12 protein-coding genes are annotated in these 17,795 nt (G+C 60.5%); all 12 read right to left on the bottom strand.

Annotation, left to right across the window (positions count from 1 at the left end; translation table 11 throughout):
- Positions 1-46 precede the first annotated feature (46 nt).
- A complete protein-coding gene (locus tag D3Y59_RS07330) occupies positions 47-1,276 on the bottom strand; it encodes a glycosyltransferase family 61 protein (RefSeq protein ID WP_119444461.1) in 1,230 nt (409 codons plus the stop codon).
- A 46-nt stretch (positions 1,277-1,322) separates the two neighbouring features.
- Positions 1,323-2,294: a GDP-L-fucose synthase family protein gene (locus D3Y59_RS07325; RefSeq protein ID WP_119444460.1), complete on the bottom strand. Its 972-nt coding sequence runs from the start codon at positions 2,292-2,294 to the stop codon at positions 1,323-1,325.
- A gap of 40 nt (positions 2,295-2,334) precedes the next feature.
- Positions 2,335-3,447 carry a GDP-mannose 4,6-dehydratase gene (gene gmd, locus D3Y59_RS07320; RefSeq protein ID WP_119444459.1) on the bottom strand — a complete coding sequence of 371 codons (1,113 nt, stop codon included), beginning with the start codon at positions 3,445-3,447 and terminating at the stop codon, positions 2,335-2,337.
- Between the two features lie 255 nt (positions 3,448-3,702).
- Positions 3,703-5,850 (bottom strand): hypothetical protein, encoded by a 2,148-nt coding sequence (locus D3Y59_RS18540; protein ID WP_240410565.1) that lies wholly within the window; start codon positions 5,848-5,850, stop codon positions 3,703-3,705.
- Positions 5,851-6,634: 784 nt separating this feature from the next.
- A complete protein-coding gene (locus D3Y59_RS07305; protein ID WP_162910616.1) occupies positions 6,635-7,837 on the bottom strand; it encodes a hypothetical protein in 1,203 nt (400 codons plus the stop codon).
- Positions 7,838-7,989: 152 nt separating this feature from the next.
- Positions 7,990-8,829, bottom strand: coding sequence for a glycosyltransferase family 2 protein (locus tag D3Y59_RS07300; RefSeq protein WP_119444456.1), 840 nt, complete (start codon positions 8,827-8,829; stop codon positions 7,990-7,992).
- 62 nt (positions 8,830-8,891) lie between these two features.
- Complete coding sequence (locus D3Y59_RS07295; RefSeq protein WP_119444455.1) at positions 8,892-10,223, bottom strand: glycosyltransferase family 4 protein; 1,332 nt, start codon at positions 10,221-10,223, stop codon at positions 8,892-8,894.
- A 4-nt stretch (positions 10,224-10,227) separates the two neighbouring features.
- Positions 10,228-11,268 (bottom strand): nucleotide-diphospho-sugar transferase, encoded by a 1,041-nt coding sequence (locus tag D3Y59_RS07290; protein ID WP_205590879.1) that lies wholly within the window; start codon positions 11,266-11,268, stop codon positions 10,228-10,230.
- Entirely contained in the window at positions 11,255-12,559 is a 1,305-nt protein-coding gene (locus D3Y59_RS07285; RefSeq protein ID WP_119444454.1) for an O-antigen ligase family protein, read from the bottom strand. The genes D3Y59_RS07290 and D3Y59_RS07285 overlap by 14 nt, the downstream gene beginning before the upstream one ends.
- Before the next feature lie 26 nt (positions 12,560-12,585).
- Positions 12,586-13,710 (bottom strand): glycosyltransferase family 4 protein, encoded by a 1,125-nt coding sequence (locus D3Y59_RS07280; RefSeq protein WP_119444453.1) that lies wholly within the window; start codon positions 13,708-13,710, stop codon positions 12,586-12,588.
- The gene (locus D3Y59_RS07275) at positions 13,707-15,338 is read right to left on the bottom strand and encodes a lipopolysaccharide biosynthesis protein (RefSeq protein WP_119444452.1); all 1,632 of its coding nucleotides are present in this window, start codon (positions 15,336-15,338) and stop codon (positions 13,707-13,709) included. The genes D3Y59_RS07280 and D3Y59_RS07275 overlap by 4 nt, the downstream gene beginning before the upstream one ends.
- 61 nt (positions 15,339-15,399) lie before the next feature.
- Positions 15,400-17,781: a GumC family protein gene (locus tag D3Y59_RS07270; RefSeq protein ID WP_119444451.1), complete on the bottom strand. Its 2,382-nt coding sequence runs from the start codon at positions 17,779-17,781 to the stop codon at positions 15,400-15,402.
- Positions 17,782-17,795: the final 14 nt, after the last annotated feature.

Genomic DNA, 17,795 nt, shown 5'->3' with positions numbered 1-17,795 from the left:
GTTGCGGCCGTTGCCGCAAGCAGGTGAACAGGAGCGGGGTAGGTGCTTAAGCAAGTTGCTGCTTGGCGGCCACGAGCGGCTCTACCCGAGCACGCAGGGCGTCTACGTCAATCAGCAGGTCTTCTTCCCAGGCCTGGCGTCGGTCTTTTACAAGAGCACCTAGGGTCGAGACCAAAAATTGGTAATGCATGCCGGCTTTGGTAGCTAAGTCGAGGTAATCGGCCACCACAAAGTGTTCCGAGAACAGCTCAATTACACTGGCGCCGGTGGGGCAGAAAACCAGGTTGGCAAGGCCCGCGCCGACGGGGCCCACCACAACGCGCGCGCCGGCAAACAAGGCTACCTTTTCGGCAAACGAGTAGGGGCTGAGCACGTGCGTTTCGAAACCGTAGCCGTGTAGCAGCTTTTCTACCTCGGCCTCGTTGCGGGTTAGGCGCATCGAAGCGTCGCGGCGGCTGATGTAAACCAGCGGCCCGAAGCGGCTGGCTACGGCCGCATCGGGGGGCAAAAATGCCGCGCGCAGGTAGTCGCTGGCCCAGCGGGGCACGTGGGTACCCTGGCCTCGCACCGAGGTAGTGGCAATTAGCTGCGTAGCTTGCACGTGGCGGTGCGTTTCTACGTCGATGATGCGCTCGGGGCCAATGCCTAGGTGCGCGAGGCTCTCGCGCACGAAGCCGTGGTTGCGGTTGTACACCAAAAAGTAATCGACGGAGCCAAGCAGTCCGGCCTCTTGCAACAGGTGCAAGCGGGGCAGCGAGTCGACGAGCCAGTGGTAGTAGTTGCCCGAGGCCGCGCCGCCGCCCGAAAGCAAGCTGAACACGGTGCCCTCGATGCGGGTAGGCGCCACAAACCACTGCTGCCGAAAGATGTTGTTGTGCTCGGGCTGCGCGAGGTTCCAGGAGTTGCCGTACTGAAACGATACATCGCCCACCAACCGGTTGTCGGCGCTGATGATGGCTACGCTGTTGGGGTTGTCGGCGTACACCCGGCCGTTGCGCAGCGTTAGCACAAAAGCAGCGGGCAACTGCTCGGTAGCGTTGGGTTTGCCGTGCAAGCCCGAAAAGTCGGCCGCGCACTCATAAAAGCCGGCCGGAAGCTCCAGCGTGGAGGTATGGGCCGGCTCAATTTCATTGTACGTAGCACCGCTGCCGGCCTGCTGGGCCAGTTGGGCACTGCTAGCATGTACGCCTACCGGGCGGTAGTGGCGGCGGTACGGTACCCACTCGCGCAACAAACGCCCAGCCCTGCGCTGAACCCTACTTAGTACTGCGTGCATAAATAGGCGGTAAGGCTAATTAAATGGAATGCGACGAACCTGCCGCCTAGGTGGCCAAGGCCGACAGCGCGTGGTTGGCTACTTCGGCGGCATCGGTGTGCCACTCAGCGGCCTCCAAAACGTGCCGGATGCCCTCGCGTAATTCAATTCGGTGGTGCCAGCCTAGGTTATGCAGGCGGCTTACATCGAGCAGCTTACGCGGGGTGCCATCGGGGCGAGAAGTATCGAACACCAACTCACCTTGGTAGCCGGTGAGCTCGGCAATGGTTTCGGCTAATTCGCGGATAGTAAGGTCCTCACCGGTGCCCACGTTAATGGGGTCGCGCCCATCGTAGTGCAGCAGCAGGTGCAGACAAGCATCGGCCAAGTCATCGACGTGCAAAAACTCGCGGTACGGCTTGCCCGTGCCCCACACCTCCACCTGCGGCCGACCTAGGGCTGCCGCCTCGCTGATTTTGCGCAGCAGCGCGGCCATCACGTGCGAGTTTTCGGGGTGGTAGTTGTCGCCGGGGCCGTACAGGTTGGTGGGCATCACCGTGATGAAGCGGCAACCGTGCTGGTCGTGGTAGGCCTCGCACAATTTGAGGCCCGCAATTTTGGCAATGGCGTACGGTTCGTTGGTGGGTTCCAGCGGTCCGGTCAGCAAGTACTCTTCCTTGATGGGCTGAGGCGCCATCTTCGGATAAATGCACGACGAGCCTAGGTATAGCAGCTTCTGCACGCCGTGCACGCGGGCTTGCTCCAGCACGTTTGACTCAATCATGAGGTTGTCGTACAGGAAATCGGCGCGGTAGGTGTTGTTGGCTACAATGCCGCCTACTTTGGCAGCAGCAAGCACCACATACCCGGGCTTTTCTTCCGCGAAGAAGTCGGCCACTGCGGCTTGGTTGCGCAAGTCGAGTTCCTTAGAGGTCCGCAGCACCAGGTTGTGGTAGCCGGCTTGTTGCAAGCGGCGCACAATGGCCGAGCCCGCCATTCCGCGGTGCCCGGCAACGTAAATCTTAGCGTTCTTTTCCATAGGTGGAGGAGGTGGAAAGCAGTCCGGTGCCGAATAGCTATTATTCGTAGTAGTTCAGCACTTTGTGACCGGCTTCGCGCAACGTGGCGTCGCGGCGGAACAGCTCCAGATCGGCCTGCATCATATCCTGCACCAGGGCCGGCAAGTCGTATTGCGGTTTCCAGCCCAACTTCTCCTGCGCCTTGGTGGGGTCGCCGATGAGCAGCTCCACTTCGGTGGGGCGGAAGTACGCCGGGTCGACGGCTACCACTTCTTTGCCTAGGGGCAGCTGGAACTCGGGGTTGTGGCAGGCCACCACGTGGCCGGTTTCGTCGGCGCCTTCGCCGAAAAACGTCAGCTCAATGCCGAGTTCGCGGAACGCCAGGCGCACGAACTCGCGCACGGTCGTGGTCACGCCCGTGGCGATGACGAAGTCCTCGGGCGTGTCTTGCTGCAGGATGCGCCACATGGCCTCCACGTAGTCCTTGGCGTGGCCCCAGTCGCGCTTGGCGTCGAGGTTGCCCAAAAACAGCTTGTCCTGCAGGCCCAGCGCGATGCGGGCCGCCGCGCGCGTGATCTTGCGCGTCACGAACGTCTCGCCGCGCAGCGGGCTCTCGTGGTTGAAGAGGATGCCGTTGCAGGCGTACATGCCGTAGGCCTCGCGGTAGTTCACCGTAATCCAGTAGGCGTAGAGCTTGGCCACGGCGTAGGGCGAGCGGGGGTAGAAGGGCGTCGTTTCGCGCTGCGGCACCTCCTGCACCAGGCCGTAGAGCTCCGAGGTGCTGGCCTGGTAAATGCGCGTCTTCTCCGTCAGGCCCAATATGCGGATGGCTTCCAGCAGGCGCAAGGTGCCCACCCCGTCCACGTCGGCCGTGTACTCGGGCGTGTCGAAGGACACCTTCACGTGCGACATGGCCCCGAGGTTGTAAATCTCGTCGGGCTGCACCTCCTGCACGATGCGGATCAGGTTCGTCGAGTCCGACAAGTCGCCGTAGTGCAGCTTGAAGCGGATGTCTTGCTCGTGGGGGTCTTGGTAGAGGTGGTCGATGCGTTCGGTGTTAAAGAGCGAGGAGCGGCGCTTGATGCCGTGTACTTCGTAACCTTTGCTGAGCAGCAGCTCGGCCAAATACGAGCCGTCTTGGCCCGTAATGCCGGTAAGGAGGGCACGCTTCATGGTTGGTAGGCAAAAGAAAGGTGGAGGAGATACGACAAAGTTCATCCTAGAACTTTGCCAGCAAATAATTGGATTACTTATTTGGCAAACAACGGTTTCAATAAATAAAATTTTATTTTTATTCAGAAAAGTACCATCATGCTGCTTCAGTGCAAAAAGCCCAGCCATTGCAATGGCTGGGCTTAGCAAGTAGGTCGCAAAACAGCAAAGCCCGGCAGGAGCCGGGCTTTGCAAGAGGTTGAGTGAAGGCAGGGGTTACTGCGTGATGCGGTAAATTTCCATACCTGATACGTTGATGGCACCGCCGGTGCTGCGCAGTTCGATAACGCCGTTGGTAACGGTTACCTTCTGCGGTGCGGTTTTTTGCCACTTGCCGGCTGTACCGCTGTTGTAGTTCGTCAGCGAAGGCTGGCCATTCAGCGTGGTGCTGTAGGTTTGTGCATAGTTGTCTTCGAAGACGTAGTACGATACCTCGTAGGTGCCGTTCGGAACGTTGTTCACCTTCAAGCTCAGGCTATTGCTCCATACAAACGAGCGGATCATCTGGGCGCGGGCTGCGTCGGTAGCCGGGTTTAGCGTCACCGATTGCGTCGAGATCTTACCGCCGTTGGTGGTGATGTCCTTGAACGTAGTGCCGTCTTCGTAGCTAATGCCGTCGATGGTCTGGGCCGGGCCGTTCAGGTTGATGGCGCGGAACAAGGTGCGGGTTACGGCCGGGGCCGTGGGGGCCGGTGCGGTAGTCGTGGTATTGTGTTTCCAAACCTCCACACCCGAAAGGTTGGGGTGGCCGCCTGAGGTGCTCAGGGCAATGCTGCCGTTGCTTACCTCGATTTTGAAAGGACCTACACGCTCCCACTTGCCGGCGCCGCCGGTGTTGTGGTTTGCTTTCACCGTTTGGCCATTCAGCACAATGTTGGTGGTCTCAGCGCTGTTGTCTTCCCAGATGTAAGCGTATACCGAGTAGGTGCCAGCGGGCACGCCGCTTAGGGTAGTGCCTACCGAGCTGCCGCCTACAGCCGTTTGCAACATGCCAGCGCGGGTTGCATCCGTTGCCGGGCTCAGTGCAGTCGAGGTGTTCGAGAAGTTCGTGCCCGTTACTTGCACGTTGGCAGCGCCAGCCGAAGCTTCCCACTTGTTGCCGTCGAGGGTAACAGCCGTGCCGTTGATGTCGATGCCGCGGTAGAAAGCAGCATCGGCGGGGCCGCTCATGGGCGTGCTACCGGTGTTGGTAGGGGCAGGAGCCGGAGCGGGAGCAGGGGCCGGTGCGGGGGCCGGCGCAGGAGCCGTAGGTGTGGTAACGACAACCGTACCCGAGCCACCCACACCGATGGTGATGTTGTTTTGCTGGAGCTTCTGCTGCCACAGGGTCAACTCGTTCTTCTCCGTGTCAATGGTAATCGGGTTGGGCAGGTGGTTGGTGCTCGTGCAGTTGTTGCAGGCACCGGTGCTCAAATCGTGACGGTTGGCGAAGGGAACGTTGTAGCCTTGGCGGTAATAACCAATGGTGTTGTTGTCCGTCTGGTTATTGTAGAATACGCTGCTCGGTTGCTGGTAGGCATTGAAGATAGCCGTAGCGGCCCAAGCCGAAGGCAACTTGGTGCCGTCGGGCAGAACGGCAGCCGTAACCATGCGGTTGTGGTGGAAGCGGATATCGTGGCCCGAAGCAATGTTCATCGCCGCGTTGCACGTCGAGATGAACTGGTTGTTGAACGCTTCGATGAAGGCAGCCGTGGTCGTGGCCGACGAGCCGTCGCCGTCGGTGGTCATGCCGGTGCCCGTAAACTTGGTGGCGTTGGCCGGGATGGGGTAGGCACCTTGCACGTAGTTGTTGTGCACGCGCGCCGGGCTGCCCGCTTTGCCACCCGAGTTGTAGAAGTTGATGTTGTCCTCGACGAGCGAGTTGTTGGGCTCGTTGATAACCTGGTTCCAGGCTACCTCGATGTTGCCCACGTTGCGCACCTGGTTCAGACCTAGGAACTGTACGTACTCGCCGCCGCCGTTGCGGTAGCGGCCGTCGATGTTCTTGGCCACGTTGCGGCGCACCGTTAGGGTTTGCGAGGGCGAACCATCGCCGCTCCACTGGTAGGCAGCCACACCCGAGGTGTGTTCGAAGTAATTGTTTTCAACAAGTACCGAACGACCCGAGTTTACCTCCACGAAACGGCCATGGCGGCGATTATCTACGCTTTGGTTCAGGCCGTAGCCCTTGTTGTTGCGGATAATCAGCGTGCTACCGCCGTTCTTGGCATCAATCAGGTCGCCGGCGCCTGCCAGGATGCAGTTCTCAATCGTAACCGGTTGAGTGGTCTGGATTCGGATGCACGGGGTATTCGAGTCCGTGCTTCGGAAGTTGCCAGAGTAGGTACCACCTTGCGTAATTACGAGGGGTGCCGAATACGTCACATTAGGGGCTTGGCCCTGCGCTAGCGAAACGCTAGGCTGCAGTCCAATCATCGACAGCACGAGCACCACTGAGGGCAGAAAGCGTGCACCAGAGTTTTCACGGTCAAACCGCGGCCGGAATCCAGAGGTTTTTTGCATTCTGTTTTTGTTAGGGAAAAAGATCCTTTGCAGGAATTGTTGCGGTTTCAACCTGGGGTCGTTACAATTTGTTCCGTCCGCCAGATGTTTAATGTGCAATTGTGGGTTTGAGATTTAATTATCCTCGGAGAGGAAAAGAATTAAACCAGAAAATCCATTTTCGACCGCAGTGCTAACCGAAATGCTTGTTCCGGGCCCAGAACTTAGCGTCGGTTTGCCTGGCGTCGTCACCAAGCTAAGTAGGCTTGTATTAAGCCTTTTAACCCAACTTCACTGTTCTCCAAACTTAGCAGGCAACCACTTATCACCTACTTCTTCCATCACCTAATTTTGCGTCGTGCAATCTGGCTACTGCGAAATGCACGCTGGTTGATTAGGTTTTTAACTCAGCTATTGTATGTTAAAAGTACAATTGCTGATGCCGTTGTTCAATGCAAATGTATAAAAGTTTTGTAAACAGCAAGGGGGGGGCAAAATAAAGTTGAATTGCACTATTTATATGCCTTTCGGCGCCCTAGCGTCGAAATTATAGCCCGTACGGTACAGCTAGACCTAATTTTGATAGACCAATTCTAAGTAAGCTCGGCCATAAAAAAAGCACTCCGAGTGGGAGTGCTGCCGAAAAAAAGTTGAAAAAGGTTGGTAATCAGACGCGTTTGGCGCGGACGGCCAACGCTTTGGCTTTAGGCCGGGGCCCAATTTCTACGCCCGCCCGGCTTAGCTTCTGCAACCACAGGCGCCACTCCTGTTGTTCGGTTTCGAGGGTTATAGGATTGGGCATGTGCGTGTTGCCAATGCACGTGGGGCAATGACCCGTGCTCAAATCGTGGCGATTGGCGAAGGGCACTTGGTAGCCGCTTTTGGCAAAGCCAATGGTGTTGTTCTCGATTTTGTTGGCGAAAAACACGCTCCGGGGTTTGTTATAGGCATTAAACACGGAGGTTGCCGCGTAGGTGGCCTTCAGGGTTCGGCCATCGGGCAGCTGGCTGCTGCTTACCATGCGGTTGTGGTGGTAACGCACGTGGTGGCCGGCTGCAATGTTCATGGCCGCGTTGCAGGTCGAAACCACCTGGTTCTGGTAGGCCTCAACATTAGCGGTGCAAGTAAGCGGCGAGCTGCCGTCGCCGTCAGTGGTGACGCCGCTGCCCGTAAACGTTTCGGCGGTAGCGGGCACGGGGTAAGCGCCCCGGATAAAGTTGTTGTGGATGCGGATGGGGCTAGCCGACGTGCCCGAGGAGTTGTAGATGTTAATGTTGTCTTCTACCATCGACCGGTCGGGCTCGTTGAGGACTTGGTTCCAGGCAATTTCGACGTTGGCCACCTGCAGTACTCCGTTCAGCAGCATAAAGTGCGACTTGCGCCCGCCCCCGTTGCGGTAACGGCCGGTAATATTGTGCACCTTGTTGCGCAGGATGCGCAGGGTTTGGCTAGCCGAGCCGTTGCCTTGCCATTTGTACACCACAATGCCTCCGGTTTGGCGCATCTCGCAATTGGTTACTGCAAGGGAGGTAGCGCTGTTGGCTTCCAGAAACCTGCCGGGGGCCGCGTTGTCATCGGTGGGGGCCAAGGCTACGCCCGTGCAGTGCTGCACCGTTAGGCGGGCGCCGCCGTTGCGGGCATCAATCAGCAAGCCGGTGCCCTCGAGCCGGCAATAGCGCAGCACCACGGGCTCGTTGGTGTCGATGCGGATGCACGGCTTATCGGGGTTGGTGCTGCGAAACGTGCCCGAGTAAACGCCGCCGCGTTTAATGACCAGCGTATTGGCGCCGGGCACGCCGGCCTGCTCCGAAGCGGGCACCGCCAAGCACGATCCAAACAACGACCAGCAAATCAGACGAAAAGGCGACATAGGCGTGGGGTAACTGATAGGTGAAAAGTGCAGATAACATAAATAGCCTGCGGCCCTTGCTGGCGCCGCACGCGGCACTTCGCACCTAGGGCTTGGTACGCTGGCTCAGGACTTTACCCACCCGTCGACCTAGGGCTGCCTCCGTCGCGCTGTCAATGCAAAAAGTACCCGACCAGCCGCCGGGCGTAGCCGTTGACAAGAAACAGCGGCACCAGCGGCGTGGGGCAGTTTTTCAGGGCGAAGTGCGTGAAGTTGCGCAGATTGCCGCCGCCCCGAATGCCAAACAGGTGCTCGTAGTAACCGCGCAGGCTTTTTTGCTTGCGCGTAATTTCCTGGCCGCTTTCCTCGGGGTAAGTCAGCAGGTGCGCGTCGTAGTTGATGTAGACAGGAAAACCGTGCCGCCGCGCCACGCTCGTGAAGTCGTAATCGGCCAGGTAGTGGGGCAGGCGTTTCTCGTCGAACAGGCCGATGCTGGCAAACACCTGCGCCGGAATAAGCAGGCCGCGGCCCGGCAAGTAGGTAACTGGGTGCAGGCCGCGGCGTTGCTCGGGCTTCAGCACCTCCAGCAAGTCGCTGCGGCGGTGCGTAAGCCAGCTGAACACCTCGCCGCCGTAAATAGGCTGGGCCGTGGAAGCATCGAGCTCCAGGGCACCTAGGAGTGCTTCGGGGTATTTGTGGGCCCAGTGCAGCATGCGCTCCACAAAGGCCGCGTCGCAAATCACGTCGTTGTTGAGCGTCATTACGCGGTCGGCGCCGTGCTCCAGCGCGCGTCGGATGCCCATGTTCACGCCGGCTGTCCAAAACAGGTTTCCGTCGCCCTGCAACACTTCTACCTCCGGAAACTCACGCGCCAGCACTTCGCTGGTACCGTCGGTCGAGCCATCGTCGACTACAATTGTGCGGAAGCGGTTGATGGTTTGCTGCCGCAGCGACTGCAAACAAGCACGGGTATAAGCCAGGCGGTTGAATACCGGAATGACGATGTACAACATAAGCCTCGGAAGCGGAAGTGGAGTGGAGAGAAAGCTCGGCTGAAGAAAACAGTGGGGCCGCCCTAGGGCAACACTGGTGCGTGTGCAAGGGCCGGCGCGGCGGGCTTGGCCGCCGCCTGGGCTTGCGGAGTTAACGGCGCGGCCAACTCGGCAAAGGCGGGGTCGTGGGCCGCTAGGCGCCCTAGGTGGTGCGACACCAGCTTGGGCCAGGTGTGCTGGAGCGCATAGGCGTAGCTGGCGCGGCCCATGCGCTCCAGCTCGGCGGGGTGGTCGTAGAGGTACTCCACCTGCCGGGCCAGGGCCTCGGCGGTAGCTTCGGGCGTGGTTACGGGCACTTTGATGCCGGCGTCGTCGGGAATAAAATCGGTAGCGCCGTGGTGGTCGAGCGTCAGAATGGGCAAGCCCAAGGCCATCGACTCGAGGTACTGCGAGGCGAAGGTGTCGCGCAGGCTGCAAAGCATAAACAAGTCGTGCTCGAGGTAGGCCTGCCGCACCGCGCCAAAAGGTACCGCGCCGTGCCAGGTTACTTTGTCCTGAATGCCGGCCTCGGCAATCCAGCCCGGCAGCAAGGGTGCCACGGGCCCGTCGCCCACGATATCGAGGTGAAACTTAACGCGCGGATCGACCTTGCCCAACGCTTCGATAACCAAGTGCAAGCCTTTGCGCGGAAACAAGCGGGCCAGCCACAGAATGCGCAACTCGCCGTTGGTGCGTTGCGGGCGCACGGGGTACTGCGGGGGGTAAAACGCCGGGAACTGCCCGGTACTCATGGCCAGCTCCACGTGCTTGGCACCCAGGCGACGCGCCAGCTCGGCGGTTTCGCGGTTTGCCGTGAGCACCAGTCTGGCATGGCGCAACGATTGGCGCACGTTCGGGTCGAAAGTGATGAGCAGCCGGCTGATGAGGTTGCGCATCGTTTCGGTTTTAAACCAATCGGGCAGATAGCGGCGCAGCGAGGCCGGGGCTTTCATGCCGCCGCCTAGCGGACCCAGCAGCAGCGGTTTGCCCAGGCGCCACATCCACGAGGCCATTTGCAGGCTGTTGTAGGTGATGTGGTACACCAAATCAAAGTCCACCTCCCGGTCGATTTCCTGTGCCTTGCGCCACGCGCGGTATTGCCAGTAGATGTAGTGCGCGTACACGCCAAACTGCCAGCGGTACAGGTAATTCAGCAACTTAGGCACCTCCACGTTTACCACCCGTATGCGCTGGGCAATGGGGTTGTGGGCGTGCTCGTGCAGGTACTTCTCGATGGAGCCGTTTTTATCTAGCGGCGTGGTAAAGCACCACACCTGGTGGCCCAGCGCGGCGGTTTCCCAAAGGGTATTAAAGCCGTGGCTGTCTTCGCCGCCCGAGTTGGGCTGGCAGCCGTACGCAGAAAGCAAAATTTTCATGGCGCTAAGCTTGGGTAGCCGGTGAGAAAAGCTCGGCTTTGGGTGAAGCCAAAACGGTGGCAGCAGCCACTGGGGCGGGTTGCTGAGCCGGGGCGGCGCGCTTCAGCAGGCGTTGCAGCTTGGCCCGGATGCGGCTCTGCAGAAACTCCTGAAAACGCCGCCGGTCGCGCCTGCGGTCGATGAGCACGTGGTGCGGGTGATGCAGCGGAAACGGCAGCTCCTGCGTGGGCACATCGGCTTGGCTGTCGGCGGCATCGGTGGTGTGGGTGCCTTGCTCGCCAAAGCCGATGTTGCCGACCAAGTTTACGGCCGGCACAATGCACGCTCCCGAGTTGGCCGCAATGGCAAAGTGCCACTGGTAGTCCCACACATCGGGCGGCTGCGGCAGGGCCAGCACTCCGCGGATTTTGCTGAGGCGGTAGCGCTCCTCCAGCCACGAGCTGTAAATGCCCCGCAGCTTGCCTTGGGCCTCGAGTTCGGGCAGGCGCCGCATGGCAAAATCGAAGTGCTGCCAGGCGCGGCGCCACGTGGCCCAGCCCCAGCTGTTTACCTGACTGGAGAAGTAATACGAATCGGTGCCCGGGCCGGGTGCTTGGGCTGCTTCGGCGGCGAAGTTGTTGCCGCCGATGTGCATCACGCGCGTGTCGTGGCGGTAGCGGGCCAGCAGCTCGGCGCAGAAGGCGAAAAACGAGCGGGCCGGCACGCAATCGTCTTCCAGAATGATGCCTTCTTCTTCGTGCTGAAAAAACCAGTCGATGGCCGTGGCCGGCGCCACGCCGCAGTTAAGGTTGGCAGCCCGAAACAAGGTTTGCACTGCGCAAGGCCAGTCGACCAGCTCGCGCACCAGGGCGCGGGTTTCAGCGCACAGGGCCTCGTCGGTGGGGCGGTTGGGGCGGGGGCCGTCGGCGGCTACGTACAGGCGCGTGGGCCGCACCTGCCGGATGGCCTCCAGCACGCGGCGCGTGGTAGCGGGGCGGTTAAAGATGAGCAGCAGCACCGGCGTATCGAAGCCCGCGCTAGGGGAGTAGTTTTCAAGCATCTGCATGGGCTACGGCGGTGGAAGGAATAGCCTCTTCGGTGCGGCGCACGCGGCGGGGCACCCGGGGTTGGTAAGCGGCCGGCGCGGCCACCGGCAATGGATCCATGATGGCTAGGGCGAATCCGTAAACGGAGTACATGTAGTAAGGCCAGTCGTAGGAAAAGCTGTAGAGGAGGCTGCTACCCAAAAAAGCCAGGAAAGCAGCCGAGTTGGCATCGAGTGGCTCGGGGTGGCGCAGGCGCCGGATAACCAGCCGGATGGGCATCACCAGCACCAGCAGCACACCCACCACCCCGAAGTAAAACAGGCGGTCGACGTACCAGCTATGAAAGTGGTGGCCGGTGCCGTCCTTCCACACCTTCAGCTTCGAGTCGGTGGCGTAAAACTGAATGGGCAGCTCGAAGCCTTTGAGGCGCATGCCCGCCACCGGGTGCTCCAGAATAAACGGCTCGTACGAGCGAAACTGCTGCAGGCGCCAGCTGCCGGTGCCCTGCTTGTCGGGGTTTTGGATGTCTTCGAGGCTGGTTTCGAGGCGGGCTACTACCTCGGGGTTGTTCAGCACCACGCCAATGCCGCCACCTAGGGCCACCACAATCGGGAGCACAAACATGGGCAGGAAGCGTTGGAACGAAAGCGTGACGCCGGCCGTGCGGCGCAGCAGCAGTATGTTGAGCGTAAGGGCCAACACCGCGCACAGCCACACCGTGCGGTGCTGCAAAAACCCGATCATGCCCAGGGCCACAAAAAACACCAGCAACCTAGGCAGCCCGCCTTTGGCTACGTACTGGTTGAAGTAGTACAGCGCCAGCAGCAAAATCAGGTACGTCGACTCGACGTTGAAGCCCCGCTCGTTGTCGACGAACGAAGCCAAGCTCAGGGCTTCCGGAAAGTTAATAACCAAGCTCGCGGCCAAGCCCACCAGCAAAAACGCCATCAGCAAACCTAGGGGCGGCATGCCGTAGCGGCGATAGAAGCCATACACCGCAAACAGCGGCATGATTACGAGCAGCTTGTTGAACACGTGCGGATACACCATCCAGGTGTCCCAGCCAATGCGCGACTCCAGCGCCAGCGCCGCCAAGCAAGCCAGCATCACGAAATACCACGTGCGCATGGGCCGGCTAAAGTAGCGCAGGTACAAGGCGCTCAGCCCAATCATGCTAGCCGTGAGCAACTGCATGCACATCCACAGCACTGGGTCGTCGGTGTCTTCGAACACGAAGGCCGTAAAGGCTTGGTCGGTAAGAAACACCACCAGCAGCACTACCAGAAAGCGGAATCGCAGGCTGATGATCATGGCAAAGTAAGCGGAGAAGTGGAGGGTTAGGTGAGCTCGAGCACAAGCGGCTCGGTTACGGCGTCTTTGTAGAGCTGGCGCGTAAGGTCGGCCGTGCGTTCCCAGGTAAAATCCTGGCTGCGTAGCCGACCAGCCGCGCTCAGGCGTTGTTTCAGCGCTTTATCGGAGAGTACATGCGCCAGTTGCTCGGCCAGTTGCTGGGGTGCCTCGGGCCGGAAGTACAGCGCCGCTTCTTGGGCAACTTCCGGAAAGCACGAGGCTTCGCTTAGCACCACCGGGCAGCCGTGGGCAAAGGCCTCCAAAATGGGCAACCCAAAGCCCTCGTAGTGCGAGGGAAATACGAAGGCCGCTGCGCCGCGGTACAAGTATGCCAACTCGGCATCGGTGAGCGGGCCCAGCTGTACCATCCGGTCGGTGAGCTGCAAGGCGCGCAACTGCTCCTGCTCGGCCGGGCTGAACGGCCCGCCGCCCGCGCACACGAAATACAACTCGGGGTATTGGCGCCGCAACAGGCTGGCCGCCTCGGCAAAGCAGCCGAAGTTTTTGTACATGCCGCGCGTGCCGGTGTACAGCACGTAACGGCCCGGTACCCTAGGTGCCGGCCCGGTGGCCTCGGTGGTGGTAGTGCCGTGCGGAATAACCACCACGCGCTCGGGCGGCAGGCGCAGCAGGCGCAGGGCATCGGCGCGGGTGTTTTCCGAAACCGTGATGATGCGGCTGGCCCGCTCGGCCACGCGCTTTAAGTGGCTCAGCTCCCGACCCGGGTAATAAGCCGGGTACAGGTACGGAATCATGTCGTGGATGGTGATGACGAAGGGCTTGCCCGCCGGCATCCGCTCTAGAAAGTAGTCGTCGTCGAACAGCGTTGGGTGAAACACATCGAACGCCCCGCGCCGCAAGGCTTTGCGCGCGGCCCAATCGTTGCAGGCCCTCATGATGCGCCAGCCGCCGGGCAAATTCGTGTTCGGGAAAAACGTGCGGTGGTTGGTGTACTGCCGGTTGCGCAGGTACAGGTTGTTGCTAAGCACCACCGGCAGCTCGCACTGTAGCCCAGGTCCGGCGTGGCGCATCAACTCGCAGAAGTACCGCGACACCCCACCGTAGTTTTGCACGGTAAAAATTTGATGGTCGAATAGAACTTTGGTTTTCATACCAATTCTGCTTCGGGGTCGGGAGAAAGGGCAGGCTGGCGCCGGGCGCTGGGGGCAGGATAGGGCACCACGGGTGCCGCAGCAGCCGGAGCCAGAGTAGCACCTAGGCGCTGCATCAGCCAGGCCGCGGGGGCGGCGGCCCAGCCCGTAGTGGGCAACGAGAGCTTGGCCACAATGCGCACCAGCAGGGCGCGCAGCGGCTCGGGCGGCCAAAACAGCAGCAGCCCACCAGCCGTTACGGCCCCGGTAAGCAGCGCCAAGCCAAAGCGTACCGGCAGCGGCGCGCCGGCTGTGCGCAGGCCGTACATCACCAAGCCCAGCACCAGCGCCACGGCGGCTGCCATGGTAAGGCCGGGCACGTAGGAGCGCAGTACCGCCAGCGGCGCCACGGCCAGTACCCGGTTCATCAGGCTCATGTACAGAATGGTGCGCACAACTTCGCCCATTACCACGGCCGCAGCTACGCCCACCAAGCCGTAGGGCGCCATCATCACAAACAGCAAAGGCAGCAGGGCCGTGTAGCCGATGTTGAGGATGAGCTTAGGGGTGAGGGTGGCCGTGGCATCGCACACCACGCCGGCAAACATGGTAACCATGCTCATCGAAAACGCTACGCACACCATTTGCAAGATGGGCGCGGCCTCGAGCCATTTGGGGCCGAGCATTACCAGCACAATTTCGGGCGCGGCCATGGCGGCGCCCGCGCACGTGGGCATCACCACGGCCCCGATCAGCATAATGCTGCTTAGGTACACCTCGCGCAGCTTGGGGCGGTCGTGCTGCAGCTGGCTGAACGACGGAAAGATAACCTTGGCAATGCTGCTCGTGAGCAAGTAAATGGGCAAGCCAATGAGCATCCAGGCGCGGTTGTATAACCCGAGGGCGGCCGCGTTTAGCAATCGGCCAATCAGCAGGGTGTCGAGCGAGCCGGTAAGGAACTCCAGGAAGCTAATGGCCGACATGCGCGAACCGTAGGCCACCAGCGGGCGGTACACCGCCCACTGAAAAATCGGCAGCAGGGAGTGGCGCGCGGCCGCGTAGGCCATAACCGTGAGCAGCAGCAACTGGCCAACTTGGGCGCCTACCAGGGCCCACACGCCAAAGCCCGCCCACGCCATTACAATGCCGATGCCGCCGTAGCTCAGCACGTAGGCCGCCACCTCGATGATGGCCAGAATTTGGAAGCGCATTTGCCGCCGCAGCAAGCTCAGGGCAGTGGCGTTAAGGCCTGTCAGCAACAGACCTAGGGCCAGCACCCGCACCACCGGCACCGCTTTGGGCTCGTGGAAAAACGCAACGGCAAGTGGCGCGCCCACCACCAAAATGGCTGTGAACAACGCCCCTAGCAGGGCCGATGAGGTAAACGCTGCCCGCACATCTTGGGTGGTAATGTCGGGCTTCTGAATAATGGCTTGCTCCATGCCCATTTGGGCGAAATAGCTGCCAAAACGCAGGATTACGCCGGCCAAAGCCACCAAGCCAAACTCGGCGGGCGTGAGCAAACGCGCCATTACGGCGGTGTAGCCCACCTGCAGCAGCGCAGTGGTAATGGAGGCACCCGTGGTCCACTTCACACCGTGAACCGTGGCGGCAGTAAGACTGCGTGCCGGGGCAGCGGACGAGGCCATAAAGAAAGCAGTAAAAAGGTGGAGGCAGAGCAGCGGTGCCGGCCCGCGGGCCGGGCACTATCTATTGGCTGTACCCGTAGGTGTAAGCTTTCTTTTTGTAGCGGTACTCGTAGGTTTTGTTGAAGTGCATGTCGTTGATAATGATGTAGACATGCTTGATTTTGCCCTCGTCGTAGAGCTCATTGATCTGGCTGATGTACGACGGATCGGTGTAGTTCTGGCGCACCACGTAAATGTTGGCGTCGAGGTGGCGCAGCAGCACAAAGTACTCCGACACGTAGCCCACGGGCGGGGTATCGAGCAGTACGTAGTCGTATTCTTCGCGCAGTTGCTCCATGAGCGAGGCCATTCGCGCTGATTCCAGCAGCTCCATCGGGTTCGGCGGAATGTCGCCGCACATCAGCACATCGAGGTTCGGCACCGACGAGGCCCGCAAACAGTCGCCCAGCGGGTGCAGGTTGGCCAGGTAAGCGGCCAGGCCCGGCGCCTGCGGGTCGTAGTTGAAGTAGTTGGCCACGGTAGGGCGGCGCAAGTCCGTCTCAACCAGCACTACACGGCGGCCCGAGTGGGCCAGCTCGGCGGCCAAGTTTACGGCGCAGAAGCTTTTGCCCTCGCCCGGTACCGAGGAGGTTACACCAATCACCTTTTTATCGAGCCCGGCCGAGAGGTACTGCAGGTTTACCCGAATCGAGCGGAACGACTCGGCAATGGGGCCTTTGGGGTTGTGCAGCATTTCCTGCCGCTCCGATTTGTTGCCGTGTGCCACTACGCCCAACATCGGAATATCGGTAATGCGCGAGAGGTCTTCTTTGCTCTGGATGCGGCGGTTGGCTTTGTCCATCAGCAACACCACACCTAGGGGGGTAAGCAAGCCGGCCAGCAAAGCCATAAAGCCCACAAACAGCGGCTGTGGCGCCGAGGGGCCGTTGCCCCTCATGGCTGCCCGGTCGATAACTTTTTTATCGGTGGTATTGGTGGCTAGCTCAATGGCCGCTTCGGCGCGCTTGTCAACCAAAAAGCCGTAGTTCTTATCGTTGAAATCGGATTTGCTTTTCAGCACGGCCAATTGCCGCTCGTTTTCGGGCATGCGGCTCATCTCGGAGCGCACCTTGTTGAGTTGCGCCGTGAGGTCGGCCAACTGAATGTCGGTCGAGCGAATCATGCTGCTCAGGTTTTGCTCGAGCGAAGCGCGCGTGTTGCGGATGCGCTCATCGAGCACGGCCACCAGCGGGTTGTTGTTGCTGGCATTCACCACCAGGCCTGAGCGCTCTTTGTACAGCTCGGCCATTTGCAAAATCAGGCTGCTCAGCACGGGGTCGTTTACGCCCGAGGCCGAAGCGGCCGTAACGGCGCGGTCGTCGCGGAGCTGGCGCAGCATGCCTTGGTAAAAGCTGCGCTGCGAGGCCAACCGGGTGCGTTCGTTTTCGAGGATGGAGGTTTGCTGAATACCCGACGCGGACTGGGCGTTTACGTCTACCACGCCGCGCTCGGCCCGAAAGGTGCTCAGCTCTGCGGCCGATTGCTGGCGGGCCTGGGCCAGCTTGGCAATTTCGTTGTCGAGAAACGCCACGGTTTTCTGGCCGGTCTGGTTTTTCTCGCGCAGGTCGGCCGTGATGAACACGTTCATCAGCGTATCCAAAAACTGCTGCTCCTTAATGGGCACGGTGCCCTTGGTGCGCAGCTCAATAATGCGCGACTCCTGGTCGATGGTGCGCACCTTGAGGCGCTCTTGGTAGGCGCCCGCCAAACTGCCCACGTCGTTCAGGGTAAAAAAGTATTTCTCGCCGGGCGTAACCGTGGCGTTGGCCTCGGGCCGAATGGTAACGTTGAGCAGGGCGTGGCGCAGCGGCTCGCCGGCCGCCAGGGTGTGGTCGAGCTCCGTGTCGATTACTTCGCGCACCACCGCACCGGTGTTCAGGTCGGCCAGCTGGCCTTTATCTACTTTGGCCTGCAGGCGGTAGCGGCCATCGGGCAGCACCTCCAGGCTTACTTTGGTGCCCGTAAGCTGGGGCGCGTCTAGGTCGGGCTCTACCCGAAACGGCACGGTGCCCACCGGCCGCTCGCGCACTTGCAGCGTGGCCACCTTGTTCAGCCAGTTGTCGGGGGCGGCGTAGTAGCTCACCTTGAAATCGGGGAGCTTCTCGATGGCCTGGCGCACCATGCCGGCCGAGCTAACCAGCCCAATTTCGTCTTCCATTTGAATGCCGCGCTCTTTTACTTCGAGCAGGTTCAGCAGCTCTTGCGCTTGCTTCGAGCCGGTGCTTTGGTTGCCCATCAGCATGGTGGCGCTGTAGTCGTATACCGGCGACTTGGCCTTGAGGTACAACAACGCGGCCGCGCCGGCCAGCAACAAACCCACCAGAAAGAAGTGCCAGCGGGCCCGCAGCTTGAAGAATAACTGATGAAGATCTAAATCGTCGGAAGTGGTAGCGCGTGATTCCATGCCGGTTGGGCTAG

The sequence above is a fragment of the Hymenobacter oligotrophus genome (assembly GCF_003574965.1).
Lineage (GTDB): Bacteria > Bacteroidota > Bacteroidia > Cytophagales > Hymenobacteraceae > Solirubrum > Solirubrum oligotrophum.
Note: the sequence above shows the minus strand (reverse complement) of the source record. Positions and strands in the feature narration are given on the sequence as shown.

Coding starts and splice junctions, on each gene's coding strand:
- D3Y59_RS07325 (WP_119444460.1), bottom strand. CDS start 2,294: ATGGAAAAGAACGCTAAGATTTACGTTGCCGGGCACCGCGGAATGGCG.
- D3Y59_RS07295 (WP_119444455.1), bottom strand. CDS start 10,223: ATGAAAATTTTGCTTTCTGCGTACGGCTGCCAGCCCAACTCGGGCGGC.
- gmd (WP_119444459.1), bottom strand. CDS start 3,447: ATGAAGCGTGCCCTCCTTACCGGCATTACGGGCCAAGACGGCTCGTAT.
- D3Y59_RS07300 (WP_119444456.1), bottom strand. CDS start 8,829: ATGTTGTACATCGTCATTCCGGTATTCAACCGCCTGGCTTATACCCGT.
- D3Y59_RS07270 (WP_119444451.1), bottom strand. CDS start 17,781: ATGGAATCACGCGCTACCACTTCCGACGATTTAGATCTTCATCAGTTA.
- D3Y59_RS07290 (WP_205590879.1), bottom strand. CDS start 11,268: ATGCAGATGCTTGAAAACTACTCCCCTAGCGCGGGCTTCGATACGCCG.
- D3Y59_RS07305 (WP_162910616.1), bottom strand. CDS start 7,837: ATGTCGCCTTTTCGTCTGATTTGCTGGTCGTTGTTTGGATCGTGCTTG.
- D3Y59_RS07285 (WP_119444454.1), bottom strand. CDS start 12,559: ATGATCATCAGCCTGCGATTCCGCTTTCTGGTAGTGCTGCTGGTGGTG.
- D3Y59_RS07275 (WP_119444452.1), bottom strand. CDS start 15,338: ATGGCCTCGTCCGCTGCCCCGGCACGCAGTCTTACTGCCGCCACGGTT.
- D3Y59_RS07330 (WP_119444461.1), bottom strand. CDS start 1,276: ATGCACGCAGTACTAAGTAGGGTTCAGCGCAGGGCTGGGCGTTTGTTG.
- D3Y59_RS07280 (WP_119444453.1), bottom strand. CDS start 13,710: ATGAAAACCAAAGTTCTATTCGACCATCAAATTTTTACCGTGCAAAAC.